General features: G+C 70.5%; 24 protein-coding genes. 11 read left to right on the plus strand and 13 right to left on the minus strand.

From position 1 onward, the window contains the following. The first annotated feature begins 109 nt into the window (after window positions 1-109). The 4 genes from TTY48_RS16275 (at window position 110) to TTY48_RS16290 (ending at window position 3,255) form a co-directional block, all read left to right on the plus strand. Window positions 110-628 carry a hypothetical protein gene (locus TTY48_RS16275; protein WP_220658710.1) on the plus strand — a complete coding sequence of 173 codons (519 nt, stop codon included), beginning with the start codon at window positions 110-112 and terminating at the stop codon, window positions 626-628. Window positions 629-688: 60 nt separating this feature from the next. Then, on the plus strand, window positions 689-2,248 hold the full coding sequence (locus tag TTY48_RS16280) for a flotillin family protein (RefSeq protein ID WP_220658711.1): 1,560 nt from the start codon (window positions 689-691) through the stop codon (window positions 2,246-2,248). A 13-nt stretch (window positions 2,249-2,261) separates the two neighbouring features. Continuing rightward, window positions 2,262-2,687: a MarR family winged helix-turn-helix transcriptional regulator gene (locus TTY48_RS16285; RefSeq protein ID WP_220658712.1), complete on the plus strand. Its 426-nt coding sequence runs from the start codon at window positions 2,262-2,264 to the stop codon at window positions 2,685-2,687. Window positions 2,688-2,751: 64 nt separating this feature from the next. Then, window positions 2,752-3,255: a DUF4395 domain-containing protein gene (locus TTY48_RS16290; protein WP_220658713.1), complete on the plus strand. Its 504-nt coding sequence runs from the start codon at window positions 2,752-2,754 to the stop codon at window positions 3,253-3,255. Between the two features lie 74 nt (window positions 3,256-3,329). On the opposite strand, the gene TTY48_RS16295 is transcribed toward TTY48_RS16290, so the two are convergent. After that, window positions 3,330-3,773 (minus strand): flavodoxin family protein, encoded by a 444-nt coding sequence (locus TTY48_RS16295; protein ID WP_220658714.1) that lies wholly within the window; start codon window positions 3,771-3,773, stop codon window positions 3,330-3,332. Between the two features lie 73 nt (window positions 3,774-3,846). Here TTY48_RS16295 and TTY48_RS16300 point away from each other — a divergent pair, with 73 nt between their 5' ends. The 4 genes from TTY48_RS16300 to TTY48_RS16315 are packed head-to-tail and all read left to right on the plus strand — an operon-like array spanning window position 3,847 to window position 7,528. Further along, entirely contained in the window at window positions 3,847-4,644 is a 798-nt protein-coding gene (locus tag TTY48_RS16300) for an alpha/beta fold hydrolase (RefSeq protein ID WP_220658715.1), read from the plus strand. 37 nt (window positions 4,645-4,681) lie between these two features. Continuing rightward, window positions 4,682-5,821 carry an alpha-hydroxy-acid oxidizing protein gene (locus TTY48_RS16305; RefSeq protein ID WP_220658716.1) on the plus strand — a complete coding sequence of 380 codons (1,140 nt, stop codon included), beginning with the start codon at window positions 4,682-4,684 and terminating at the stop codon, window positions 5,819-5,821. Next, entirely contained in the window at window positions 5,818-6,333 is a 516-nt protein-coding gene (locus TTY48_RS16310) for a hypothetical protein (RefSeq protein WP_220658717.1), read from the plus strand. Before TTY48_RS16305 ends, TTY48_RS16310 begins: the two co-directional genes overlap by 4 nt. 10 nt (window positions 6,334-6,343) lie before the next feature. Further along, the gene (locus tag TTY48_RS16315) at window positions 6,344-7,528 is read left to right on the plus strand and encodes a cation:proton antiporter (protein ID WP_220658718.1); all 1,185 of its coding nucleotides are present in this window, start codon (window positions 6,344-6,346) and stop codon (window positions 7,526-7,528) included. Here TTY48_RS16315 and TTY48_RS16320 read toward each other — a convergent pair. The 4 genes from TTY48_RS16320 to TTY48_RS16335 all read right to left on the minus strand — a co-directional run bounded on the left by TTY48_RS16320 (window position 7,455) and on the right by TTY48_RS16335 (window position 10,753). Beyond that, a complete protein-coding gene (locus TTY48_RS16320; RefSeq protein ID WP_255585781.1) occupies window positions 7,455-8,318 on the minus strand; it encodes a MetQ/NlpA family ABC transporter substrate-binding protein in 864 nt (287 codons plus the stop codon). The genes TTY48_RS16315 and TTY48_RS16320 overlap by 74 nt on opposite strands. Before the next feature lie 95 nt (window positions 8,319-8,413). Next, a complete protein-coding gene (locus tag TTY48_RS16325) occupies window positions 8,414-8,683 on the minus strand; it encodes a hypothetical protein (RefSeq protein ID WP_220658720.1) in 270 nt (89 codons plus the stop codon). Between the two features lie 10 nt (window positions 8,684-8,693). Next, a complete protein-coding gene (locus tag TTY48_RS16330) occupies window positions 8,694-9,569 on the minus strand; it encodes an exodeoxyribonuclease III (protein ID WP_220659587.1) in 876 nt (291 codons plus the stop codon). 17 nt (window positions 9,570-9,586) lie between these two features. Further along, window positions 9,587-10,753: a zinc-binding dehydrogenase gene (locus TTY48_RS16335; RefSeq protein ID WP_220658721.1), complete on the minus strand. Its 1,167-nt coding sequence runs from the start codon at window positions 10,751-10,753 to the stop codon at window positions 9,587-9,589. Window positions 10,754-10,887: 134 nt separating this feature from the next. Here TTY48_RS16335 and TTY48_RS16340 point away from each other — a divergent pair, with 134 nt between their 5' ends. After that, a complete protein-coding gene (locus TTY48_RS16340; protein ID WP_220658722.1) occupies window positions 10,888-11,343 on the plus strand; it encodes an SRPBCC family protein in 456 nt (151 codons plus the stop codon). After that, complete coding sequence (locus tag TTY48_RS16345; RefSeq protein ID WP_220658723.1) at window positions 11,340-12,557, plus strand: APC family permease; 1,218 nt, start codon at window positions 11,340-11,342, stop codon at window positions 12,555-12,557. The genes TTY48_RS16340 and TTY48_RS16345 overlap by 4 nt, the downstream gene beginning before the upstream one ends. A 20-nt stretch (window positions 12,558-12,577) precedes the next feature. On the opposite strand, the gene TTY48_RS16350 is transcribed toward TTY48_RS16345, so the two are convergent. From TTY48_RS16350 to TTY48_RS16360, 3 genes are all read right to left on the minus strand, one after another. After that, entirely contained in the window at window positions 12,578-13,138 is a 561-nt protein-coding gene (locus tag TTY48_RS16350) for a YdcF family protein (protein ID WP_255585782.1), read from the minus strand. A gap of 79 nt (window positions 13,139-13,217) precedes the next feature. Continuing rightward, on the minus strand, window positions 13,218-14,198 hold the full coding sequence (locus tag TTY48_RS16355; RefSeq protein WP_220658724.1) for an amino acid--[acyl-carrier-protein] ligase: 981 nt from the start codon (window positions 14,196-14,198) through the stop codon (window positions 13,218-13,220). 379 nt (window positions 14,199-14,577) lie between these two features. Next, window positions 14,578-15,939 carry a sugar transferase gene (locus TTY48_RS16360; RefSeq protein ID WP_220658725.1) on the minus strand — a complete coding sequence of 454 codons (1,362 nt, stop codon included), beginning with the start codon at window positions 15,937-15,939 and terminating at the stop codon, window positions 14,578-14,580. A gap of 156 nt (window positions 15,940-16,095) precedes the next feature. Between TTY48_RS16360 and TTY48_RS16365 the strand changes: the two genes are divergently transcribed. After that, window positions 16,096-16,962 carry a trans-aconitate 2-methyltransferase gene (locus TTY48_RS16365; protein ID WP_220658726.1) on the plus strand — a complete coding sequence of 289 codons (867 nt, stop codon included), beginning with the start codon at window positions 16,096-16,098 and terminating at the stop codon, window positions 16,960-16,962. Between the two features lie 40 nt (window positions 16,963-17,002). Here TTY48_RS16365 and TTY48_RS16370 read toward each other — a convergent pair whose 3' ends face one another. From TTY48_RS16370 to TTY48_RS16390, 5 genes are all read right to left on the minus strand, one after another. After that, a complete protein-coding gene (locus tag TTY48_RS16370) occupies window positions 17,003-17,554 on the minus strand; it encodes an LGFP repeat-containing protein (RefSeq protein ID WP_220658727.1) in 552 nt (183 codons plus the stop codon). A 60-nt stretch (window positions 17,555-17,614) separates the two neighbouring features. Beyond that, window positions 17,615-18,385: a thioesterase family protein gene (locus TTY48_RS16375; protein WP_220658728.1), complete on the minus strand. Its 771-nt coding sequence runs from the start codon at window positions 18,383-18,385 to the stop codon at window positions 17,615-17,617. A gap of 144 nt (window positions 18,386-18,529) precedes the next feature. Further along, window positions 18,530-20,740, minus strand: coding sequence for a catalase/peroxidase HPI (gene katG, locus TTY48_RS16380; protein WP_220658729.1), 2,211 nt, complete (start codon window positions 20,738-20,740; stop codon window positions 18,530-18,532). Window positions 20,741-21,002: 262 nt separating this feature from the next. After that, window positions 21,003-22,919 carry a potassium transporter Kup gene (locus TTY48_RS16385; RefSeq protein ID WP_255585783.1) on the minus strand — a complete coding sequence of 639 codons (1,917 nt, stop codon included), beginning with the start codon at window positions 22,917-22,919 and terminating at the stop codon, window positions 21,003-21,005. A 56-nt stretch (window positions 22,920-22,975) separates the two neighbouring features. Beyond that, window positions 22,976-24,229 (minus strand): serine hydrolase, encoded by a 1,254-nt coding sequence (locus tag TTY48_RS16390; RefSeq protein ID WP_220658730.1) that lies wholly within the window; start codon window positions 24,227-24,229, stop codon window positions 22,976-22,978. Window positions 24,230-24,257 lie beyond the last annotated feature (28 nt).

The raw sequence follows: 24,257 nt of genomic DNA on the forward strand, positions 1-24,257 counted from the left end.
GCGATGCACGACCGTGTGCCGGCACCGGCCCGTGTGCCCAGTCCCGCACAATCCGTACGTATTCTTTGCTATACTGGAATCAGGAGATCCGAGCGCAGAGGAGGCGCCCGTGGTTACCGTTTTCGCGATCTGTGCCGTCGTCGGTGTTCTCACGCTGGTGGCGTCACTCGTCCTGGGGGACATGGATTTCGGCGGTGTCGATACCGACGCCGGCCTGCCCTGGCTCAGCGCGCCCGCACTTGCGGCCGCGGTGGGTGTCTTCGGTGTGGTGGGTTGGCCGCTCAGTGTGGGAACCGACCTCGCCGCCCCCGTCGTCGCCGTGATCGCGGCGCTGGCGGGCATCGGGGCGTACGGCCTGCTCATGGTGGTGTTACGCAGCATGCGGCGCGCGCAGACCGGCGCCGTCGCCGGGCTCGGCGCCGCAGTCGGCACCATCGGAGAACTGAGCATGGCCATACCGGCGGGCGGCTGGGGGCAGGTGACCTACGTCGATTCCGAGTCGGTGCGCAGCACCACCACGGCGATCCTCGTCGATCCGAAAGCCGCTGCGGCGAACGGCGATCAGGTGCTGATCGTCGATGTCGAGGGCGACCGGCTGGTGGTTCAGCCGCTCAACACCCAGGCCTGACCCCCGCACGCGCGGAGTCTCGCGCAACTGAACCTTTGAATAGATAGGGAGGGAATCGAAATGACTGGATCGATCCTGCTCGCGGCCGGCGCCGCGGTGATCGTCATCCTGCTAGCCCTGTGGATCTTCTTCCACAACTACATCAAGTCCCCGCCCGACCAGGTGGCCATCTTCACCGGTCGTGGCGAGATGAAGGTCGTCCGTGGCGGCGCCCGGTTCAAAGTTCCGGGGCTCGAGCGCGTCGACTACATGCCCTTGCGGCCCTTCGAGATCCGCATCGCGCTGAGCAACGCCCGCAGCATCGACGGTGTGCCCGTCGAACTGCAGGCCGTGGGCCTGGTGCGCATCGGCACCACCGATGAGATGACCCGCACCGCGGCGCAGCGCTTCTTGACCGCGAACATGGCCGAGCTGGAGAACCAGATCAACGAGATCCTGGCCGGCAGCTTGCGCGGGATCGCGGCCACCATGACCGTGGAGCAGCTCAACAGCAACCGTGAGGCCCTGGCCCGCGGCGTGGTCGACGAGGCCGGGGGTGACCTCTCGCGCATCGGCATGGAGGTCGACATCCTCAAGATCGCCGGTATCGAGGACCGCAACGGCTACCTCGAATCGCTCGGCCAGAAGCGCATCGCCGAGGTCAAGCGCGACGCCGACATCGGCAAGGCCGAGGCCGAGCGCGACTCGCTGATCCGTTCCGCCGATGCTCGCCGCGCCGGCGAGATCGCGCAGACCGAGGCGGAGACGGCGATCGCCGAGGCCCAACAGGGCCGCGATGTGCGCATCGCCCAGCTCCGTGCGCAGACCGAGGCGCAGAACGCCGAGGCCGACCAGGCCGGGCCGCTGTCGAAGGCCCGGGCGGAGAAGGCCGTCGGTATCGCGCTCGAGGAGGCCGAGGCCGCCCGCATCGAGGCCCGCACCGAGGTGGAGCGCAAGCGCCGTGCCCAGGCCGAGGCCGCGCTGGAGGCCGACGTGATCGCCCCCGCGGAGGCGGCGAAGCAGGCAGCCGTCACCCGCGCCGAGGGCGAGCGGCAGTCCGCGTTCCTCACCGCCGAGGCCCGCGCCAACGCCACCCGGCTCGACGGCGAATCCGCCGCTGATGCCCGCAAGTCGGCCGCCGCCGCCGTCGAGGCCGAGCTGCGTGCCGACGCGGCCGGCAAGCTGGCCCAGGCGGAGGTGAACGCCGAGGCGATCCGGCTCGAGGGTGAGTCGGCGGCAGCAGCCCGCAAGTCCGCCGCCGCCGCGCTCGAGGCCGAGCTCCGGGCCGACGCGGCCGGTAAGCGGGCCCAGGCCGAGGCCTTCAACCAGTACGAGGCGGAGGCCGTGCGCCTGCTCCTCGTCCCGCAGGTCCTGTCGATGATCGAAGGGGCGGTGCGGGCCCAGTCCGAGGCCACCGCCGCGATCGACAGCATCAACATCATCGGTGGCGGACAGTCCGATGCCACCGGCGGGTTGCTGGGCCTGTCCGGCCAGTCCATCGCCTCGGTCGTGGCCTCGCTCCGCGCCCAGGGCATCGACCTCGCCCAGTTGCTCGGCGGCGCGCCGTCCGAGACGACCCCGGCCCCGGCTCCGGCCCGGTCGGCCGAGGTGGAACCGGCCGTCCTGGTCGACGACGAGTAGTGATCGAGCGACGATGAAGCTCGGCGACGCCGAGGCACTGCGGCTCGCGGTGGGCCTGCTGGAGGAACGACTCCGGCAGTTGCCCGCCGCGGGTCTGCGCGGTGCCGAACTGTTCGTCCTCAGCACCGTCGAGGCGCTCGGCCCGGACGCCTTCCCGACGGCGATCGGGGACCGCCTCGGGATGCGGCGCTCGAACGTCTCGGCCGCGATCAAGGACCTCGAACGACGCGGCCTGGTGGAACACGTCGACGACGCCGACGGGGCGGACGGCCGGCGGCGGCCCGTCCGGCCCACGGACCGGGGGCACGCGGCCCTGCACGCGCAGGAACACGAGCGCGATCAGTGGCTCATGGCGCACGGAAGCGAGCAACTCACCGTGGAGGAGGCGGCGCTGCTGCGCGATGCAGTGCCGCTGCTGCTGCGCCTGGCCCGGGGCTGACCACCAGAAATCAGCGCGAGCGCAACCCTGGCCGGGCCCTTCCGGCGTGGATATCGTCGCTCGGGTGAGTGGTGTCTTCTCGTTCCCCAATCCGGTCAACGACAACGCGGCCCGCGTCACCGCGGGTCTCGTCGTCGTCCTCGCCGTGGTCACCATCGTCGCAGGTCAATGGTGGCTCTACGCCGCCCTGGCGATCGGTTTCGCGCTGCGTGTGGCGGGCGGCCCCCGCTATTCGCCGTTCGGCCGGCTCGCCGTCCACGTGATCGCGCCGCGGGTCGGGCCCGCCAAGCTCGTCCCCGGCCCGCCCAAGCGATTCGCCCAGACCATCGGACTGGCCTTCTCCGGCGTCGCCCTGGTGCTCTTCCTCACCGGGAACCACGTCGCCGCACAGATCGTGCTGGGGCTGCTCGTGGTGGCGGCACTCCTGGAATCGGCCCTCGGCCTGTGCCTCGGCTGCGTCGTCTTCGGGTGGCTGCAGCGCCGCGGCGTCATCCCCGCCTCCGTGTGCGAGGCCTGCGCGGGCGTGAACACCACCCCGCCCACGCTGAGCGTGCCGCAGACGCACTAGTCGCGCACCACCCCGAACAGCGAACGGCCGCCGCGGATCACCGCGGCGGCCGTTGTCGTTGGTTCGTGGTCGGGTCAGATGAGGCCGACGATCCCCGTGGCCCACTCGACGGCCTTCTCGTTGGCGTCGTCGGTGCCGGAGTTGTCGTGCTCGAAGCGCTCGCCCACCTGCGTGGCGCCGAGGTCGGTGAGGTGCTTGACCACGGTCTTGCCACCGAAGTTGTAGGTGTCGACGTAGATCGAATCGCCCAGGCCGAAGACGGCGAACCGCAGGCCGGTCAGATCGGGGGCGGCCTCGACGAGGTCCTCGAAGAACTCCGTGGTTCCGGCGGGCAACTCGCCGTCGCCGTACGTGGCGCACGAGAAGACGTGGAAGTCCGCGGGGTCCAGCGCGTCGATCTCGCCGTCCATCATGTCGTGGACCTCGACGGAGCCGGTGCCAGCGAAAACGTCGTACATGGCGTTCGCGGCGCCCTCGGCGGTTCCCGTCGACGAGCCGTAGAAGATGTGAACAGACATGCCGAATAGTTTAAGGCACCCTAATCGCGGGACCGTGCAGGGCACCGGGTCCGGGCCTGTCTAGGCTGGTCGCATGCCCTTCGCCGTGGCGCCCGACGGGGCCCGACTGTCCTACACCGTGCACACCGCGACCCCGGAGGCGACCGGCCCGGGACTGTTGCTCATCGCCGGGCAGGCGCTGGGCGCCCGGTCCTGGGCGCCGCTCGTCGACTCCCTCCGCGCCGCCGGCCCCGTCGTCGTCTTCGACCACCGGGGCGTGGGGGAGAGCGACGACCGGTTCCCCCGCGGCTGGAGCACCCGGGACTGCGCCGCCGACGCGCTCGCCGTGCTCGACGCCGCCCGCGCCGACGGGGCGATCGGCCAGCGGGCGGACGTCTACGGCTTCTCGATGGGCGGCCGCGCCGCCCAGTGGCTCGCCGCGGACCATCCCGACCGCGTGCGCCGACTGATCCTCGGCGCCACCAGTGTGGGCGACCGGCACGGGCTGGCCCGCCCCGACGAGGTCCTGCGCATCCTCGTCCGCTCCGACCGGCAGGCGCTCCTCGAACTGTTCTTCACCCCCGACTGGCTGCCCGCGCACCCGGAGGCCGCCGAGGCGATCACCGCGGCGCCCCGCTCACTGCCCGCGCAGCGCTCCCACTTCGCGGCGAGCACCGATCACGACGCCGCCGCGGCGCTCCCGTTGATCGTGGCGCCCACACTCGTCCTCACGGGCGCCGACGACCGGATGTGCCTCGCGGGCAACGCGGCGATCCTGCGCGATCGCATCAGTGGGGCCGCGCTGCGCTCCTATCCGGGGATGCGGCACGGCTATCACCTGCAGGAGCCACGGGCCACCGCGGACGCACTGGACTTCCTCACCGCGCCGTGAACGATCGCACCCACTGAGCGGCTGTTACCGTCCGTGCATGGCGGACTTCGGCAGCTTCCAGGACGGCATCTACGCGGAGGGGCTGCTCGCGAAGCACCGCCGCTTCCCCTACACCTTCACCGACCTCGAAGAACGCGCGCGGCAGGTGCTCGACCACGCCACCTTCGACTACGTCCGCGGCGGCGCCGGTGACGAGAGCACCCAGGACCTCAACGTCACCGAACTGCGCCGGTACGGATTCGTGCCCCGGATGCTGCGCGATCGCAGCGAGCGCGACCTGTCCACCACCTTCCTCGGCCGGACACTCGACGCCCCGATCGTGCTGTGCCCCGTCGGCGTCAACGGACTCGTCCACGAGGGCGGCGATCTCGAGGTGGCCCGCGCCGCGAAGGCGCTCGGCGTGGCCGCGATGTACTCCACGCTGTCCGAGGCCCCGCTCGAGGAGATCGCCGATGCTCGCGGTGATTCCTTCGCGGCCTTCCAGCTGTACCCGACGAAGGACGATCAGCTCACCGACAACCTGGTGCGCCGCGCCGGCGCCGCCGGATTCGACGCGCTCACCATCACCCTGGACACCGGCTCGCTCGGGTGGCGGCCCCGCGACCTCGGCAACGGCTACATCCCGTTCCTGCGCGGTCGGTGCCTGGCGAACTACCTCACCGATCCGCGGTTCCTGGAGATCTGCGGCACCGACACCCCGCCGCCGCTGCACGCCGGGATCGTCTGGTCGTCGCTGTTCAGCAAGCCCACCTTCTCCTGGGACGATGTGGCCCGCATCCGCCGGCTGACCGACCTGCCGATCATCCTCAAGGGCATCTGCCACACCGAGGACGCCCGCCGCGCCGCGGCCGAGGGCATCGACGCGATCGCCTGCTCCAATCACGGCGGCCGCCAGGCCAACGGCGGGCTGCCCGCGATCAGTCACCTCGAGGGAGTACTCGACGCGGGACTGCCCGTCACCTTCGACAGCGGCATCCGCGACGGCGTCGACATCCTGCGCGTCGTGGGCCTCGGTGCCACCCTTGCCGGGATCGGGCGGCCCTACGTGTACGGCCTGACGATCGGCGGCGCCGCCGGCGTCGAGCACGTGATCCGCTCGCTGCTGGCCGAAGCCGACCTCACCATGGCGGCCGACTGCCTGACCACGCTCGCCGACCTCGCAGTGGTCCGGCGTTGACCGAGCCCGGCCCACGGTTCGACTGGTTCGGCTTCGAGGACGCCGTCTGCGCCGAGCTGCGAACCGCGGCGCGGGCGCTGGGGTACCAGGCCGACGGTGAGCTGCCCTACGCCTACGCGCTCACCGCCTTCCACGCCGAGACCGGCGGCGAGATCCATCTGCCCCACCCGGCGCTCGGCACCGTCGAATCCGTGCCGCCGGAACGGCTGTGGGAGCCGCAGGGATGGCCCCGGTCCGATGAGTCCTGGGCTCGGCGTCCGCCGCTGGACGCGTGGCAGGACCGGCTGTGCGATGCGGTCGAGGGCCTCGACGAGGCCGACTGGGACGCCGCGTACGCCCGCTACGGGCACGCCCTGGTGGCGGCGATGCGGCGCGCGAAGGCCGAGCTCATCGCCGAGGGCGTGCTGCCCTCGCGCACCGTGTGCCTGCTCGACGACGAGGACGGCGTGCTCGCGGCCCGATCGGCGTCCGAGCAGGAGCTTCGCGGGTACTGGCGGGCCCGCGTCCAGTAGCGTCTTTGCAATGACCTTTTCGACACTGGCGCTGGTCACCGCCCTGGGGCTGCTCGGTCCCGTGCTCGCGGCCCGCAAATCCTGGCACCTGCCGCTCATCCTGGGGCCGATGCTGGCCGGCGTGGTCTTCGGCGCCACGGGATTCCGGGTGCTGGACTCCACCGAGCCCACCTTCGCCTTCCTCGCCGACATCGGCTTCGCCCTGGTGATGTTCGTGGCCGGCACCCACGTGCCCGTGCGCGACCCCGCGGTCCGCTCGGCGCTGGGTGCGGGCGCGGCCCGGGCCGCCGCGGTCGGCGTGATCGCCGCGGTCCTGGGCACCGCCCTCGCCGCGGCCTTCGGCACCGGCCACGCCGCGCTGTACGCCGTGCTGATGGCCTCCTCCTCGGCCGCGGTGGTGCTGCCGATCATCAACTCCAATCACCTGACCGGTAAGCCGGTGCTCGCGCTCACCGCGCAGGTGGCGATCGCGGATACCGTCTGCGTGGTCGCCCTGCCCCTGGTGATCGACCCGCCGACCGCGGGCCGCGCCGCGCTCGGGGCGCTCGCGGTGGGCGTGGCGGCGTTCGTCATGTTCCTGATCCTGCGGTGGTCCGAGAACAATGGCGTGCGCGATCGTCTGGAGGCCTTCTCCGCGGAGCGGGAATTCGCGTTGCAGCTGCGGATCAGCCTGGTGGCGCTCTTCATCCTGGCGGCGATCGCCACCACGATGCACGTCTCGGTGATGCTGGCGGGCTTCGCGCTCGGACTCGCGGTGGCCGCCGTGGGGGAGCCGCGGCGGATGGCGGCGCAGCTGTTCGCCATCGAGGAGGGCTTCTTCGCGCCCCTGTTCTTCGTCTGGCTCGGCGCCCGGGTGAACCTGCGCGATCTGGTGGAGAATCCGAAGTTCATCCTGCTGGGCCTGGCCCTCGGCTTCGGTGCGATCGCCGCGCATGTGGCCATGCGCGCCGTCGGCCTGCCGATCCCGCTGGGAGTGCTGGCCGCCGCCCAGATCGGGGTTCCGGTGGCCGCGGTCACCGTCGGCGAGCAGCTCGGGCTGTTCGCCGCGGGCGAGGGATCGGCACTGATCCTGGGCGCGCTGGTCACCATCGGTGGCGCGGCGATCGCCGCGGGCCGCGCCGCTACTTCGGCGCCTTCAGGGCCTCCTCCGTCTGCGTCAACGTCGCCCGGAGCTGCTCCGGGCTCTCCGTCCTGAACACCGCCGCTTCACCGGCGTCGGCGACCACGGCCCGGTGCACCCGGTCGTCGTGGTAGATCGCCGCCAGGCGCGTGTAATCGGCGATCCGCGGATCGTTCTCGCGGGCGGCGAAGATGTTCACGTACTGCGCCAGGTCGGGCCGGTTCGGATCGTCGGTGTAGATCGAATCCTTGGTTGTCAGGCCCAGTTTGGTGGCGAAGGTGTCGTCCACGAAGCCCGCGTCCAGGCTGTCGAGGGCGGGGCCGATCTGCGTCGGGTCCAAGGTCACGAGCTTGACCTTCGAGCGCTCCCGGTCCACATCGGCCAGGGTCGACTTCCACGTGCCGGCGCCGTCGCGGAAGGTCACCAGACCCGCCGCCTTGAGGCTGAGCAGCGGCCGGATCTGGTTCGCCGGATTGTCCGACAGTCCCACGCTGGCGCCCGCGGGCAGCGCGTCGATCGACCGGTACTTCTTCGAGTACAGCTGGAGCGGGTAGATCTGCGTGGCTCCCACCGGCGTGAGCCGGACGGTGTTCTTGGTGTTGTAGGCCGCCAGGTACCGCACGTGTTGGAACTGGTTCAGGTCGATCGACGAATCGGCGAGCGCGGGATTCGGCGCGTTGTAGTCCGAGAAGGAGACCAGCTTCACGGCGAACCCCTTCTCCTTCGCGAGATCGGTGAACACCTTCCAGTGCGGTTTGCCGATGTCGACCACGCCGAGTTTGATCTCGTTCGCCGGCTCGGTCGACGAGCAGGCGGTAGCGGCGAGGGTGAGCAGGACGACGACGGCGGCGAGGATGCGTTTCACGTCCACCGAGTCTTCCGGGACCGCGGGCGGTCCGGAAGTGTTGCCCTCACCGCGTTCCGAATCGGGGTTCCGAATCGAGCGCTGCGCGTGGGTGATCAGCCGCGGGCGACGACCTCGTCCACGAGGGCCTTGGCGCCGAGCAGGGACAGCGCGCGGTTGTGCCGGCGGAGCTCGCGGATGGCGCGCACGGGCGTCTCGGACGCGGAGACCTCGGCATCGCGCAGGGTGAGGACCGCCCACTCGTAGCCGCGCAGCCGCGCGGCGGTGGCCGAACCGCCGAAGACGTGCGCCAGGTTCTCCGAGGCCGACTCCGCGCCGCGGAGGGCGGAGGTCAGTTGCGTCAGCAGGCCGGCGAACAGGGACATGACTCCGACACTACCGACGCGGGCCGCTCCGGGGGAAGGCGTAATCGACGACCACCGGCGCGTGATCGGAGAGGCGTTCGTCCGGCGACGGCTCCTTGTCGACGGTCACGGACACCGCGGAGGCGGCGAGACCGGGGGAGGCGAGGTGGTGATCGATCCGCCAGCCCACGTCCTTGGTGAACGATGCACCCGCCCAGCTCCACCACGACAGCGGCCCGGGTCGGTCGCCGTGCAGGCGCCGCACCACGTCGACCAGGGTGCGCGGGCCGAGCTGTTGCCCCAGCCAGGCGCGCTCCTCGGGCAGGAAGCCCTCCATCTTCTGCGCCGGACGCCAATTGGTCACATCGTGCGGCAGGTGCGCCACGTTGAGATCGCCCAGCAGCACGAACTCACGCCCCGCGGCGCGGGCGGCGCGGCGATTGCGGTCCAGCTCGCGCGCGAAGGCCGCGAGGAACCGCATCTTGCGCTGGTATTTCGCGCCGTCGTCCGGCACGTCGCGGATGTTCCCCGGTCGCTGCAAGTGCGCGGGCAGGCCGCCCTTCGGCAGGTAGAGGCAGGCCACCGTCAGGGGTGCATCGGCGAGATCCACCTCGATGTACCGGCCCTCGTGCGCGTACGACCCGAGTCCCCGGGCGCGCGGCGGATGGGTCGCCCAGCTTCGCACCGCGGCCGCGGGTGCGCGGGTCAGGATCGCCACGCCGTTGCGCCCCGGGATCGAACCGCAGTCCACCGCCGCGTGGAAGCCGGGGAACTCGCCCACCGCGTCGGGCGGGCAGCGCAGTTCCTGCAGCGCCACCACATCGGCGCCGCGCCCGGCGAGCCAGGCGTCGAAGCCGCGCCGTCGCGCCGCCCGGATCCCGTTGACGTTGAACGTGGCGACGGTCAGCGTCCCGTCGTCGGTGTTCAGGGCTCGGTGACGGTGCTCGACGGGTCGATGAGGATCTTCGCGTGCGTCTCGGGGTCGCCGAGGGCGTCGAAGGCCGTGGCCACGCCGTCGAGGCCGACGGTGCCGGTGATCAGCGGCTTCACGTCCACCTTGCCGTTCGCCATCATCTGCAGCGTGTCGTGGAACTCGCCCGGGTCGTAGCCGAAGACGAAGCGCAGATCGATCTCCTTGTTGCCCGCCATGGCCGGCTGGAAGGTATCGGGCTCCATGCACACGCCCACCACCACCACGCGCGACCGCAGCGGGGCGGAATTGACCAGCTGGTCGATCATGCCGGGGATGCCGACGCACTCGAAGACGACCGGTCCGGCCGGGGTCTCACCGAACTTCTCCGCGAGCCGGAAGACGTGCCACCACGGCACCGGCCCGGGGACCAGGCGCAGCTTGTTCATCGTGTCCACGCCGAGATCGAGCAGGTCCGAGACCGACCGCAGCTCGTTGCGGCCCGGCTCGTAGGCGTCCCAGGGCTGTTCGGTGCGCGGGTCGACCACCACGTGGGCGCCCATCTTCTTCGCCAGTGCGCGGCGGCCGGGCGAGAAGTCGCTCGCCACGATCTTCTTCACGCCGGAGGCGCGGAGCATCGCGATCACCGCGAGACCGATGGGGCCGCACCCGATCACGATCGCGGTCTGCCCACGGCCCACCTCGGCGCGGCGCACCGCGTGCCAGGCGACGGCCATCGGCTCGGTGAGGGCTGCCTCCTCATCGGAGAGCTTCGCCGGGACCTCCATGGCCATCGACTCCTGCACGAGGACCTGCTCGGCGTACGAACCGGGCGCCCGCTCGGACAGCCCCACGAGCTGGGGTTCGCTGCCGACCTTGATGGTGGGCAGCGCGACGATGCGGGTGCCCACGGCCCAGCGCTTGCGGCACCCGGGACCGTACTCGGCGACGGTGCCCACGAACTCGTGGCCGAGCACGACGCGCTGGTTCATCCGCATGAGATCGGGGTAGCCGGCACGATCCGCGAGATCGGCGACCAGGTCTGCGTGGTGCCGTGCGTGCAGATCGGAGCCGCAGATCCCGGTGCGGGTGACGTTGAGCAACACCTGCCCGCGCGCGGGGCTCGGGGCGGGCAGCTCCTCGACGGTGAGCCGACCCTCGGTGCAGACGACAGCTTTCATGAACCCACTGTATCCGTCGGTCCGACAGGCCCACCGGGCCCATGGCGGCCCGCCGGGCCCCGTTCGACCACGCCCACGGCTCCCGCTGAGCCGGAACCTGGGCGGCCGGGGAGGGGACCTGGTTCGATGAGCAGGTGAGCGCATCGGAAGAGTCCCGCATCGTCACCGCCTCCCGCGATATCGCGGCCGCGGCGGACGTCCTGTTCGAGTTCATCGCCGATCCGGCCCGCCAGCCCGAATGGGACGGGAACGACAACCTCGCCGAGTCGGCCCCCGGCCATCGGGTGCGGGCGGCCGGTGAGGTCTTCGAGACCCTCCTGACGAACGGGCAGGTGCGAGCGAATCACGTCGTCGAGTTCGAGGAGGGACGTCGGATCGCCTGGCGCCCTTCGCCGGTGGGGGAGCAGCCGCCCGGTCATCTGTGGCGGTACGAGCTGGCGCCGCTCGGCGACGGCGGTACCCGGGTCACCCACACCTACGACTGGACCGACCTGCACGACGAGCAGCGGCTGCCCCGGGCCCGGGCCACCACCCCGGACCGGCTCGCATCCTCGCTCGAACGACTGGCCGCGGTCACCGAACAGCGGTGACGGACCTACGCCGCAGCCTGGGGCTCGGCGATGCGGTCTCCGTCGGCCTGTCGGCGATGATCGGTGCCGGAGTCTTCGCGGTCTTCGGTCCCGCCGCGGCTGCCGCCGGATCGGCGCTCCTGGTCGGCTTGGCACTGGCTGCGGCCCTGGCCTACTGCAACGCCAGCAGTTCGGCGCGGCTGGCGGTGGTGTACCCCAGCTCCGGCGGCGCGTACGTCTACGGCCGCGAACGGCTCGGAGCCTTCTGGGGGCACCTGGCAGGGTGGAGCTTCGTCGTCGGCAAGACGGCGTCGTGCGCCGCCATGGCCCTCACGGTCGGGTACTACGCGTGGCCCGCGCACGCACATCCCGTCGCCGCGGGGGCCGCGGCGGCGCTGACCGCACTCAATCTGGCGGGTGTCGAGCGTTCGGCCTGGGTCGCGCGCGTCGTGGTCGCCGTGGTGGTGGCCGTCCTGGTCGGGCTGGCCGTCGCGGCCATCACGTCCGAGGCGGCCGATCCGGCTCGGTTGTTCGACGGTGCCGCCGGTGGCCCGTTCGGGGTGTTGCAGGCGGCCGGCCTGCTGTTCTTCGCCTTCGCCGGCTATGCGCGGATCGCGACGCTCGCCGAGGAGGTGCGCGATCCGTCCCGCACACTGCCGCGGGCGATCTTCCTGGCCCTCGCGATCGCGCTCGCGGTGTACGCACTGGTCGCGGTGGCGCTGCTCGCGGTGCTGGGCGCCGGCGGTCTCGCCTGGTCGCCCGCCCCGCTCGCCGATGCCGCCACCGCGGCGGGTCTGCCCGGCGCCGTTGCGGTGGTGCGCGTGACCGCCGGCGTCGCGGCGATCGGAGCGCTGCTCGCCCTGCTGCTCGGGGTCTCCCGGACCGTGGTCGCGATGTCCCGCGACGGCCATCTGCCGCGCGGACTGGCCGTCGTGGACGCGCGCCGGGGTGTGCCCGTGCGTGCCGAACTGGTCGTGGGTGTCGTGGTGGTGATCGCCTCCGCCACGCTGGATCCGGGGTCGGCGATCGGGTTCTCGTCGTTCGCGGTGCTGGCGTACTACGCGGTCGCCAATGCTGCGGCCTGGACGCTCGACGCCCGCCCGCGGTCGCGGGTGGTGCCCGCGGTGGGAACAGTGGGCTGTGTGCTCGTGGCGTTGTCGCTGCCGGCCACCGCGGTATCGGTGGGACTGCTGGTGCTGGCGGCCGGCGCCGTGGCCTACGCGGTCACCCGCTGATCACCGCGGTCACCCGGTGATCAGCAGCCCGTCTGCGTGAGCGCCTTGAGCCACCCCGCGGTCTGGTAAGCCCAGCCGTACACGGTGGCGCCGAGCGCTCTGCGCTCGGGGAAGTCGGTCATCTGCAGCGTCGCGACTGAGCAGCGTTCGAGGATGAATCGCGCGCGCTCCACGTGGGCGGTGGTGGTCACCACGATCACGCTCCGCCAGTTCCGTTCGGCGGCAAGCCGATTGAGTTCCTGTGCCTCGCCGCGAGTGGTCCAGGGCACGGGCAGGAAACAGGTCACGCTCACATCGCGGATGGGCCGATCGCACAGTTCCTGCATCGTGGAGTCCGCGGCGCCCACCGAATTCGACAGGACGACCTGGGGAGCCAGCCCGCGGGAGGCCAGCTCGAGGCCGTACTCGAAACGATCGTAGGGATTGCCGCCCAGGACCACGATGGCGTCGGCCCGGGCGAGCTGATCGGCGGTCCGTGGGGCGACGTACGCACGATCGACCATCGTGGCCACGAGTGCGAGTACCACGACGACCACGGCCGCGACGATCGCACCGCGTCGGCTCAGTCGGCCGCTCCTCACCGGTTTACCCACGACAGAAGTATCTCCGCGGCGGCCACGACACGCGGAGCCGGGTGGTCACTCGGCGTGCGACGGTCGCTCAGAGTTGCGCGTTCACCGCGCCGGGCCAGGTCGCACGCTCGAGGCCGTGCGTGGCGAGAAGGGCCAGCGCCACGCGCTCGATGCCGAAGCCCAGGCACGCACTGTGCGCCACCGCGCCGTCGACCGTGGTGATGCCGAACTGCGCGCCGAAATGGTCGCGGTGGTAGTTGCTCGACGCGACCGCCACGCCCGGCTGGTCGTCGCCGTAGATCCGCACCACGAGCTCCGTCTTGAGATCGTCCGCACGCTGATCGGCGGCCAGGGCCGCGCCACCACGGCCGAAGAACGGGTCCACGGCGGGGGTGCTCTCGACGGTGAGCCCCAGGTCGGTGAGCAGATCGGCGGCGCGAGCCACCCAGCTGTCGCGGTGCGCGATCGCCGCGCGTTCGGTGCCCACCCGGACGATCTCGTGCATCCGGAAGGTCTGCAGGCGCGTGGGGTCGGCCGACGGCTCGTTGCGGAAGCAGTAGCCGGAGACGTCGACCCAGGCGCCGTCGCGGGGGAGGGTGCCCGTGAGTGTGGGGAAGACGGGGTGGCACGCGGACGGCACCAGCGCCAGCTCGCTGGAGCGGAGGTAGCCGCCCCAGTCGTGGCCCGCCGCGCGACCGGCCAGGAGGAGGCGATGCTCGGCGTCGCCCCCGCTGTACGTGGCCACCGCACCCGATAGGTGCGGGAAGGAGGCGATGTAATCGGTGCTGTCGAGGATCTGTCGCGGCATCACCGGCGGGAAGGCCAGCACGGTGGCGGCTCCGCCGTGCACTTCGTGAATGGCGTCCGCGACGAGCGCGTCGACGGCGGTGACGAGCTTCTCGAACTCGGCGCCGCGGCCGTAGACGCCGTCGATGCCGGTGGGGACGAGGTGGCCGGCGTCGAACAGCGAGGTGCGGAACTGCTCGTGCAGCTCGTCCAGCGGGCTGATGCCGGACCCGCCGTGCTCGGCGATCTCTTCGGAATGGCGGGGTGCCGCGGTCAGAGTCATGTGCGTCGTCTTCCCAGGCCGGTGACTGTAACGCCACTCACGCTAGCAGGCCAACCGACACCGTGGAGCCGCACGGCTCGCGAATGCAAAGGTTGCGGGTCGGCGAGTCTCGGGCGTTCGATCGGGGAGATGTGTCGGCGAAGTTCACAACATGATGAGCAAATCTGGCTGCTATCAGCCCCGACCGGAATCGGCGCGCCGCTGATCCTGCTGCTCCGGCACCGCCCCGGTGAGCGCCGCGCATCACAATCGGCGAGAAATGTGATGTTCGCTATCGTGTCCCGATTCGCGATCGGGTTCCACGGCGAGTATTGGACAAGCAGACCTTCGCGACACCGGATCCGCCCGGGCTACGGTCGCGCAGTGTCCGGTGCCGCGGTCAGCGTCCCTTGCCGAAGACCACGGAGGCCACCGTGAGCAGCAGGATCTTGGTGTCCAGCCACAGGCTCCAGTTCTCGATGTAGAAGTTGTCGTAGGACGCGCGATCGCGGATGTCGGTATCGCCGCGCAAGCCGTGGATCGCGGCCCATCCGGTGAGGCCCGCGTGCACCCGGTGCCGCGACTGATAGGCGGGGATGTCCACGCGGAAGCGGTCGACGAAGTGCGGTCGCTCGGGCCGCGGACCCACCATCGACATATCGCCGCGCACCACGTTCCACAGTTGCGGCAACTCGTCGATCGAGTACCGGCGCAGGAAGGAGCCGAGCCCCTGGGCCCGGTCGGAGGACCAGTCCGCATCGGACACCTCGTCGGGCACGGGAGCCATGGTGCGGAACTTGTACAGCGTGAACAGGCGGCCGTCCTGGCCCACGCGGGTCTGCCGGAAGAGCACCGGTGCCGAGGGCTGCCCCAGCTTGATCGCGAGCGCGACAACCGCGAGGAGCGGCGAGAGCAGGAGAAGGCCGATCGAGGCGGTCGTCAGCGAGGTGATGCGCTTGACCCGCCAGTGGCTGGTGCGGAGCGCGAGCCGCCGCACCAGCACGAGCGGAATCGTGTGGATCCGGTCCATGTCCCGGTCCTGGTGCACGAACTCGTAGAGCCGCGGCACCACGTAGATCTCGCAGTCGAGCGTGTCGCACTCGCGCAGCGGCTCGACCAGAGTGGAATCCCGGTCCCGGGAGAAGGCCACGATCACCGTCTCGATGTCGCGCTCCTGGATCAGCCCGGCGAGATCGTGTCGCCGGGGGATCACCTCGGTGGGGAACACCATCGGGTCGAGCGGGTCGTCGTCCATCACCAGCACCGGGCGCAACCCGTACATCGGGTACTCGATCATCGAATGCACCAGTTCGCCGGCCACCTTGCCGCCACCGATCACCAGGGTGCGCGCACCGTCCTCCGGATGGGCGGCCCGCCGCTTGCGCACCACGGCGTAATAGGCGATCCGCAGGGCGAGCAGGCTCGCCCAACACATCAACACCTGCGGCACCAGGGGGTGGTCGTCGTCCCAGTGCAGGGTGATCGCGAGCGGGGCGAGCAGCCACCCCGCGATCACCAACTGCGGGAGCGTGTCGAGCGCGCTCAGCGTGATCCGCGCACGGTAGAGCCCGAACAGGTAGAACACGCCCACCGTGAGCGCCGTACCCAGAACCACCTTCGCAACGTGGGCCGACGGCGAATCGCCGGGGACGTAGGTGGAGCCGAGAAAACCCGCGACGGTCAGCGAATCGAGCATCGCGAGCGGCCAGGTGTGGCGACGCAGATGGCGGCCGCGAACGCCCCATCGTCCGTTCCCGCTCATGCACCCCCTCCACCGGCGACTGCTGTCGCAACACACCGAATATACCCACGACCCGCCGGTGCTCGTTGCGATCGTGGTGAGGCGGCCCTGACCTGGCCTTTGCCGAAACAGCACGAAATCTTGCCGAAATGTTCCCGGCGGGCGCACCGTGGAACCATGACGAACCACGAGCATGCGCACGGCCTACCGGGAGACCGCGACTGGGCGACGATGACGGCCGAGCTGGAATCCGAGGCGGAGGTTTACCTCCCGTACGTCATGGCGGCCCTCGACGATCTGGATGCCCGGCGGTCGGGAGCAGGACCGTCGCGCATCCTCGATATCGGATCCGGCCCGGGCGTGTTCACCGCCGAGTTCGCGCGCCGGTACCCGCGGGCGCAGGTGACCGCGGTCGACGGATCGGCGGACCTGCTCGCGCACGCCGCGCGTCGCGCCGCGCAGGGAGGGCATCCGATCGACACGCTCCGGGTCGACTTCCCGGCCGGGTTCGCCGCGCTGCCGCAGGCCGATCTGATCTGGTCGGCGCAGACCCTGCACCACGTGGGAGACCAGGCGGCGGCCGTCGCCGCGCTCGCCGGGAGGCTGGCGCCGGGCGGAGTCCTCGCGATCGCCGAGGGTGGTCTGCCCACCCGCTACCTGCCTCGCGACGTCGGCATCGGCCGCCCGGCCCTGCTCGATCGGCTCGACGCGCGGATCGCCGAGGGCTTCACCGCCATGCGTGCGGACCTCGACGATGCGGTCGAGCAACCCGAGGATTGGCCCGCCATCCTGCGCGCCGCCGGTCTGACTCAGGTGCGTGCCCGCACCTTCCTCGTGGACCGTCCCGCGCCGCTCGACGACGGTGCGCGGTCCGCGGTCGCCCGGATGCTGGGCCGCTATCTGCGGCTCGGTGACCGCCTCGATCCCGCCGATGCGCACACCCTGCACCGCCTGACCGACGCCGAGGACCCGGCCTCCGTCCTGCGCCGCGACGATGTCTTCGTGCTGGCTGCACGCACCGTGTACACGGGAATCGCAGGATAGGAGGGCCGGGCCCTCGGGATGAAAGGGTGGTGCTTCGGGCCTAGGAGACCGTCGCGACGCCGTCCTTGAACGTGATCGAGCCGTTCTGGAAGGTCTGCTTGATGGCGCCGTCCTCGGACTTCTCGTCACTGGTCGGGTAGCCGAGCTTGCCGCTCTCGTGGCCCTGCTCGCCCCACTTGGTGCCGATCACGCCGTGCACGACGTGCGCGCCGCTGGCCTCGCTCCAGTAGATGGTGCCGCCCTTGAGGGTGAGGAACTTGCCCTTGCCGTCCGGCAGGTCGGCGACCGGTCCGAGCGGACCGCCGAGGTGGCCCTTCTCGTAGCCGTACTGCGCGTACTCGGCGATGATCGGGGCGTCGGTGATGGTGACGGCGGCGCCGTCATCCGCCGCCGGGATGGTGGTCGACGGGACCACGGGTGCCGACTCGGAGGCGCCGGTGGGGGCGCCGGCCTCGGACGTGCTGGCCGCGGCGGCCGTGCTGCTCGCCGAATCGCCCGACGAGTCCTTGGACTGGTTGCAGGCGGTGAGGCTGACCGTCAGTGCGGCGGCGGCGACGACTGCACCGACCGTCCGGGTGGTCTTCGAGTTCATCTTTGCTCCTTCAATAGCGTGGATTGAACGTGAAAATGTAACCACAATGTCGCAATCGTGTCAGCGCGGTCGCACGGTTTGTATTTGATTGACCGTGCCGAAAGGCCCGTCGACGTCGTGAATCGTCGAGGTCGTGAGGCCGCTACCGTCGGTACCGGTCGACACCCGGGTGTTGAAACCCATGCGATCGCCAACAGGGTCCCGGAACAGGTGAGCGGTCAGATCGAGGTTGGGAAAGGCCACCTCGCGGGGGTCCAGACGGCCGGTCATGCCGTTGGCGATGTCGAGCAGGCGGGCGGCGCGGGCCACCGGACCGACCGGCTCGTCGTCGAGCAGGGGTACCGCGCTGTCGATCCAGTACGCGCCGTCGCCCGGGGCGAGCCGCACGCGCCGCGCCCGGGTGGAGGCGATGAAGCCGCCGGGCCAGACCGTGGTCGGGTCCCAGTCCGGCATCTCCTCGGCGGCGGGGATGGGGGCCAGCGTCGAGCCGGCGATGGCCGTCGTATCGCGACGATCGAGGAGCCAGGCGCGCAGCGTGAGGCCGACCCGGCCGCCGTGGCTCAGCCGCGCCTCGACCAATTCGATCGTGCGGCCCGGCCGGATCACCTCGACCGCCACCTCGACGACGTCCATCGGCAGCGTTCCGAGGATGTCGTAGGACAGGCGCGCGAGCCGCAGATCGTCGCCGCGGCGAGCGTCGCGGTCCTGTTCCACCACGTGGGCTAACAGCCCCATCGGGGGAGCGATGTGCTGTTCGGCGGTGTTCCATCCACCGGACACGTGCTCGGTGGGCCGGAACGAGGTGGCGGAGGTTCGCTCGAAGTACGGCATGGCGTGAGCATACGCCCGCCACCTCGGCATTCCGCCGATCGGGTTAATGGGTAGTAACCGTAATCGGGGTCGCGGAGAGACGCGGACGCCCCGCGTTCGGTGAGAAACGCGGGGCGTCCGGACTGCCGGTCGGTACTCGGTCGGTCAGTTCTTGACGTCGAACCGATCGGCGTTCGAGACCTTGGTCCACGTGGCGACGAAGTCGTTGACGAACTTCTCCTTGGCGTCGTCGGTGGCGTACACCTCGGCCAGCGCACGGAGGATGGAGTTGGAGCCGAAGACGAGGTCCACCCGGCTCGCGGTCCACTTCTTCGTCCCCGTGGCGCGGTCGGTGCCCACGTACGAGGTGTCGTCGTCCGATGCCGGTGCCCACTTGGTGGACATGTCCAGCAGGTTGACGAAGAAGTCGTTGGTGAGCGCGCCGGGACGGTCGGTCAGGACGCCCTCGGCCGACTCGCCGAAGTTGTTCCCCACCACGCGCAGGCCGCCGAGCAGCACCGTCATCTCCGGCGCCGTGAGGCCGAGCTGCTCGGCCTTGTCCACCAGCAGGTACTCGGCGGGCAGGGGCGCGCCCTTGGCCACGAAGTTGCGGAAGGCGTCCCACTTCGGTTCGAGCACCGAGAAGGAGTCGATGTCCGTCTGCTCCTGGGAGGCATCCGTGCGGCCCGGGGTGAACGGGACGCTCACCGTGACGCCGCCGTCCTTGGCGGCCTTCTCGATACCCGCATTGCCGGCCAGCACGAGGGTGTCCGCGAAGGAGACCTTCTTGCCCGTCTCGGCCGTGAAGGCCTGTGCCACACCCTCGATGGCGCGCACCGCCTGGGCGAGCTCGTCGGGCTCGTTGACCTCCCAGCCGGCCTGCGGCTGCAGCCGCAGGCGACCGCCGTTGGCGCCGCCGCGCTTGTCCGAATCGCGGAACGACGCGAACGCCGCCCAGGCGGTCTTGATCAGGCGCGACGACGACAGGCCCGTCTCCAGGACGCGCTGCTTGATCGCCTCGGCGTCCGCATCGTCGATCAGCGGATGATCCACTGCGGGAACCGGGTCCTGCCACAGCTCGGTGGTCGCCGGAACCAGTGGGCCGACGTACCGGGACACCGGACCCATATCGCGGTGGAGCAGCTTGAACCAGGCCTTGGCGAACTCCTCCGCCAGCTCCTCCGGATGCTCGAGCCAGCGCTTGGTGATCTCGCCGTAGATCGGATCGAACCGCATCGTGAGGTCGGTGGTGAGCATCGACGGGTGCGTCTTGCCGGTGCCGAAGGCGTCGGGCACCGAGTTGGCCCAGCCGTTGTCCTTGGGCTTCCACTGGTGGGCGCCCGCGGGGCTCTTGGTGAGCTCCCACTCGTTGCCGTAGAGGATCTCCAGGAAGCTGTTGTCCCACTTGGTCGGCGTGTGCGTCCAGGTGACCTCGATGCCGCTGGTCACGGCGTCGGGGCCGACACCGGTGCCGTTGCCGCCCTTCCAGCCGAACCCCTGCTGCTCGATCGGAGCGGCCTCGGGCTCGGGGCCGTTCTCGACGGGGCCGGCGCCGTGCGTCTTGCCGAAGGTGTGGCCGCCGACGATGAGCGCCGCCGTCTCCACATCGTTCATCGCCATCCGGCCGAAGGTCTCGCGGATGTCGGTGGCGGCCGCGAGGTAGTCCGGAACGCCCTCGGGGCCTTCGGGGTTGACGTAGATCAGGCCCATCGTGCTGGCGCCCAGGGGCTGTTCCAGATCGCGCTTGCCGGTGTACCGGCCGTCGGTGCCCAGCCATTCGTGCTCGGGACCCCAGTAGACGTCCTGCGGCTCCCACTCATCGGTGCGGCCGAAGGCGAAGCCGGCGGTCTTGAAGCCCATGTCCTCCAGGGCCACGTTGCCGGCGAAGACCAGCAGATCGGCCCACGAGAGCTTGCGGCCGTACTTCTGCTTGATGGGCCACAGGAGGCGGCGCGACTTGTCCAGGCTCACGTTGTCGGGCCAGCTGTTGAGGGGCGCGAAGCGCTGCATGCCGGCTCCGCCGCCGCCGCGCCCGTCCTCGGTGCGGTAGGTCCCGGCCGAGTGCCAGGACATGCGGATGAACAGGGGGCCGTAGTGACCGAAGTCGGCGGGCCACCAGTCCTGCGAGGTGTGCATCACCTGGATGAGATCGGCCTTGAGGGCGTCGACGTCGAGGGTCGCCACCTCCGCCGCGTAGTCGAAGTCGGCACCCATCGGATTGCCCTCGACGGGATTGTGCGCCAGCACGCGGAGATTGATCTCATCGGGCCACCAGTCGCGGTTGTCGCCACCGGCGACGGGCGGACGCAGCGAACCGTGCGCGACGGGGCAGCCGCCGGACTCGGACTGGGGGAAGGGGGTCTGTTCCTCGGACACGACGTTCCTTTCGGTACGGGAGTGTTTTCGGCTGTACAGCAATGCCAGCGAGCCCTCCGATGCGCTCCGCCGATGGCGGCCGAGCGCGGGGCTGAGGAGGTCGCTTGCGATCCACCATACGTCCGTCGACCGACAGAATCCAGCTTTTCTGGAATTATTCAAGATTTCGTAGAAATTCGAGGTAGAGCGGCCTATCGGTCCCGTAGGCAGGGCTTATCGACGGCCCCTGTCGGCGGGTCTCGCGGGCACCTGCCCGGCGCGGTCAGACGCTGATCCGGGCGCCCATCAGCACGGTCCGGTCGCCCGGGAGGTTGAAGTGATCGGCCGCATCGGCGGTGAGGTGCGAGGTGGCGATGAACAGCCGCTTGCGCCACGTGGCCATGCCGGGATCGTCGCCCAGGCGCAGGTCCATCTTCGACAGGAAGTAGGTGGCGTCGCTCAGGTCCAGCAGGCCCTCGGTGTCCTCGACGGTGAGCCGCGCCAGCGCCGTCGGCAGGTCGGGCGATTCGGCGTACCCGCACCGGACGGTGATGTGCGCGATCCCGTCGTAGCGGTCGCCCAGGTGATCGACGGTGATCCGCTCGGCGTCGCCGAGTCGGGGCCGGGTGTCGGTCTCGATCGAGGCGATCACCGTGCAGTCGTGGCGAATGTGGTTGCGCTCGACGTTCGCCCGCATCGCGAGCGGCGCGGTATCGGCGCCGCGGTTGAGGAAGACGGCCGTACCGGGAACCCGGTCCACGGGTGGGCGGCGCTTGCGGAGGTCCTGGACGAAGCCGAGCAGCGGACCCTCGAGCGCGGCGCGGCGTGCGGAGACCAGTTCCCGGCCCTGCTGCCAGGTCATCATCACGCAGAAGGCGATGGCGGCGATGGCGAGCGGGAGCCAGGCGCCGTGGGGGATCTTCGTGACATTGGCGGCGAGGAACAGCAGGTCGATCGTGAGCAGGACCGCCGCGGCGGCGGTGAGCAGCCAGCCGGGCACCGACCAGCGGCGGCGTGCGACGTAGAAGAACAGGATGGTGGTGATCGTGATCGTTCCGGTCACGGCCATGCCGAAGGCGTAGGCCAGTGCGGTGGAGCTGCGGAAGGCCAGGATCAGCACGATCACCGACACCATGAGCAGCCAGTTGATCCAGGGCACGTAGATCTGCCCGTAGGTCTTCTCGGAGGTGTGCACGATGCGCAGCCGAGGCAGGTAGCCCAGCTGCGCCGCCTGCGAGGCCACGGAGAAGGCACCCGTGATCACCGCCTGGGAGGCGATCACCGTGGCCGCGGTCGCCAGCAGCACCAGCGGCATGCGCGCCCATTCCGGCGCCAGTAGGAAGAAGGGCGCGGAGATGTTCGCGCGATCCTCGAGGATCAGCGCCCCCTGGCCCATGTAGCTCAGCGCGCAGGCGGGGAACACCAGGAAGATCCAGCCGATCGAGATCGGTTGCCGCCCGAAGTGGCCCATGTCCGCGTAGAGCGCCTCGGCGCCGGTCACCGACAGCACGATCGCGGCCAGCGCGAAGAAGGCGATATCGAAATGGCCGGCCAGGAAGGTGACCGCGTAGACCGGCGAGATCGCCCGCAGGATGCCGGGTTCCTGGCTGATGCCCCAGATTCCGAGGCCGCCGATCACGGTGAACCAGGTGATCATGACGGGCCCGAAGACCCGTCCCACGGACGCGGTGCCGAACCGCTGCGCGAGGAACAGGCAGGTGATGATCACCACCGCGATCGGCACGATCGCCTCTTCGAATCCGGGGTCGACCACCTTCAGTCCCTCGATGGCCGACAGTACGGAGATCGCGGGGGTGATCATGCTGTCGCCGATGAACAGCGCGGCGCCGAAGACGCCGAGTGCGATCAACACGCTCAGGGTCCGGGTGCGCCCGTTCTCCGCCCATCGACGCAGGAGGGCGATCAGCGCCATGATGCCGCCCTCGCCCTGGTTGTCCACGCGCATCGCCAGCAGCACATAGGTGATCGTCACGATGAAGGTGACCGACCAGAAGATGAGCGAGACCACGCCGTACACGTTGTTCGGGTCCGCCGGAACCGGATGTGGATCGCTCGGGCTGAAGATCGTCTGGAGCGTGTACAGCGGACTCGTGCCGATATCGCCGAAGACGATGCCCAGGGCACCGACCACGGTGGCGAGCCGGACGACATTGGCCGGGCGCACGGCGGCAGCGGTCACCGCGTCAGCGTAGGCCCGTTGTTGCGATCGCGCATGCCGAACTCGTCGGCGCGCGTTCAGAACTCCCGCGCGATGGCGTCCAGCAGCACGGCGTGCCGCCCCGACTCCGGATGCGACCCGGGCTTACCGCTGCTCACCACGCCCACGGCGAGATCGCGATCGGGGTCCGCCCACATCGCGATCTCGGTGAGACCGGTGTGGCCGAAGGCGCGGGGCGCGTGGCGACCGAACGGGCCGAAGCGGTCGGAGCCCAGCATGTACCCGGTGCCCCATCGCAGCGGCGCGCCGCCGGTGGCGAAGTCGGGGCGGAGCCGCCGAGCCTGCCGCGTGGCCGCGTCGAGCGTCTCGGGGCGCAGCACCCGCACGCCGTCCAGCTCACCGCCGCGGCGCAGGATCTCCGCGAACCGGGACAGCTCGTGCGCGGTCGAGACGAGGTTCGAGGAGGGCACGATGCCGGTGAGGAACTGCGGTGAGTTCGACATCGGGATGATCTGTTGCATCGTGCCGCCGACCACCTTGCGGAAGGCCGCCTCGATGGCGGGCGGCGCGGGCTTGCCGGTGGCGTAGCTCAGCCCCACGGCGTCGAGGTCCTCCGGCGCCACGCCGAAGTTGGTCCACCGGAATCCGAGCGGGTCCAGGATCTCGGTGGCGGTGATCTCCCGGATGCTGCGCCCGGTGGCGGCGAGCACCAGCTCGCGGACCAGCGGTCCCCAGGTCAGGGCGTGGTAGAAGTGCAGGCGGCCGGGGGAGTACACGGGCTTGATCCCGGCCAGCATCGCCCGCGTGTACTCGCTGTCCTCCGAGCGGCGCAGATCGGGGCGCGGCCCGGTGTTGATGGGAATGCCCGCGCTGTGGGTCAGCACGTGCCGCACCGTGATCCGGTCCTTGCCGTCAGAGGTGAACTCGGGCATGTAGTCGCACACGTGGGCGTCCAGGGCGAGATCACCGCGCTCGATCAGGCGGTGCAGAACCGTGACCGCCACGCCCTTGGCGGTCGAGTACGTGCAGAAGGGCGTTCCGACGGTGACCGGGACCGGCGGCGAGTCGTCGGTGTTCGATTCGAGGTCGGGGCCGTTGCCGCGGGCGTGGCCGATCGCGCGGTCCAGGACCACCCGTCCGCCCTGGCGCACGCACACCTGGATCGCCGGCTGCATGCCCGCCGCGTACCACGACCGGGCGGCGAGCCACACCCGCTCCACCGCACGGGGATCCGCCGCGGAATGGTCCTCGACGCCGATGTCCGTGACCGCGTCCAGATCCCGGGGCACTCGGATGCGTCCCTCGGCCGGTGCTGCCGTGTCGATGCTCACGAATTCACCCTACGGTCGCCGCGGTCCG

Origin of the sequence: Tsukamurella sp. TY48 (assembly GCF_019656655.1) — a bacterium.
In the GTDB taxonomy this organism is placed as follows: domain Bacteria; phylum Actinomycetota; class Actinomycetes; order Mycobacteriales; family Mycobacteriaceae; genus Tsukamurella; species Tsukamurella strandjordii.

What these genes read in the sequence shown, in the direction of transcription:
- TTY48_RS16280 (WP_220658711.1), top strand. Translation starts at nt 689, where the DNA reads ATGACTGGATCGATCCTGCTCGCGGCCGGCGCCGCGGTGATCGTCATC.
- TTY48_RS16285 (WP_220658712.1), top strand. Translation starts at nt 2,262, where the DNA reads ATGAAGCTCGGCGACGCCGAGGCACTGCGGCTCGCGGTGGGCCTGCTG.
- TTY48_RS16295 (WP_220658714.1), bottom strand. Translation starts at nt 3,773, where the DNA reads ATGTCTGTTCACATCTTCTACGGCTCGTCGACGGGAACCGCCGAGGGC.
- TTY48_RS16300 (WP_220658715.1), top strand. Translation starts at nt 3,847, where the DNA reads ATGCCCTTCGCCGTGGCGCCCGACGGGGCCCGACTGTCCTACACCGTG.
- TTY48_RS16305 (WP_220658716.1), top strand. Translation starts at nt 4,682, where the DNA reads ATGGCGGACTTCGGCAGCTTCCAGGACGGCATCTACGCGGAGGGGCTG.
- TTY48_RS16315 (WP_220658718.1), top strand. Translation starts at nt 6,344, where the DNA reads ATGACCTTTTCGACACTGGCGCTGGTCACCGCCCTGGGGCTGCTCGGT.
- TTY48_RS16325 (WP_220658720.1), bottom strand. Translation starts at nt 8,683, where the DNA reads ATGTCCCTGTTCGCCGGCCTGCTGACGCAACTGACCTCCGCCCTCCGC.
- TTY48_RS16335 (WP_220658721.1), bottom strand. Translation starts at nt 10,753, where the DNA reads ATGAAAGCTGTCGTCTGCACCGAGGGTCGGCTCACCGTCGAGGAGCTG.
- TTY48_RS16355 (WP_220658724.1), bottom strand. Translation starts at nt 14,198, where the DNA reads ATGACTCTGACCGCGGCACCCCGCCATTCCGAAGAGATCGCCGAGCAC.
- TTY48_RS16360 (WP_220658725.1), bottom strand. Translation starts at nt 15,939, where the DNA reads ATGAGCGGGAACGGACGATGGGGCGTTCGCGGCCGCCATCTGCGTCGC.
- TTY48_RS16365 (WP_220658726.1), top strand. Translation starts at nt 16,096, where the DNA reads ATGACGAACCACGAGCATGCGCACGGCCTACCGGGAGACCGCGACTGG.
- TTY48_RS16370 (WP_220658727.1), bottom strand. Translation starts at nt 17,554, where the DNA reads ATGAACTCGAAGACCACCCGGACGGTCGGTGCAGTCGTCGCCGCCGCC.
- TTY48_RS16375 (WP_220658728.1), bottom strand. Translation starts at nt 18,385, where the DNA reads ATGCCGTACTTCGAGCGAACCTCCGCCACCTCGTTCCGGCCCACCGAG.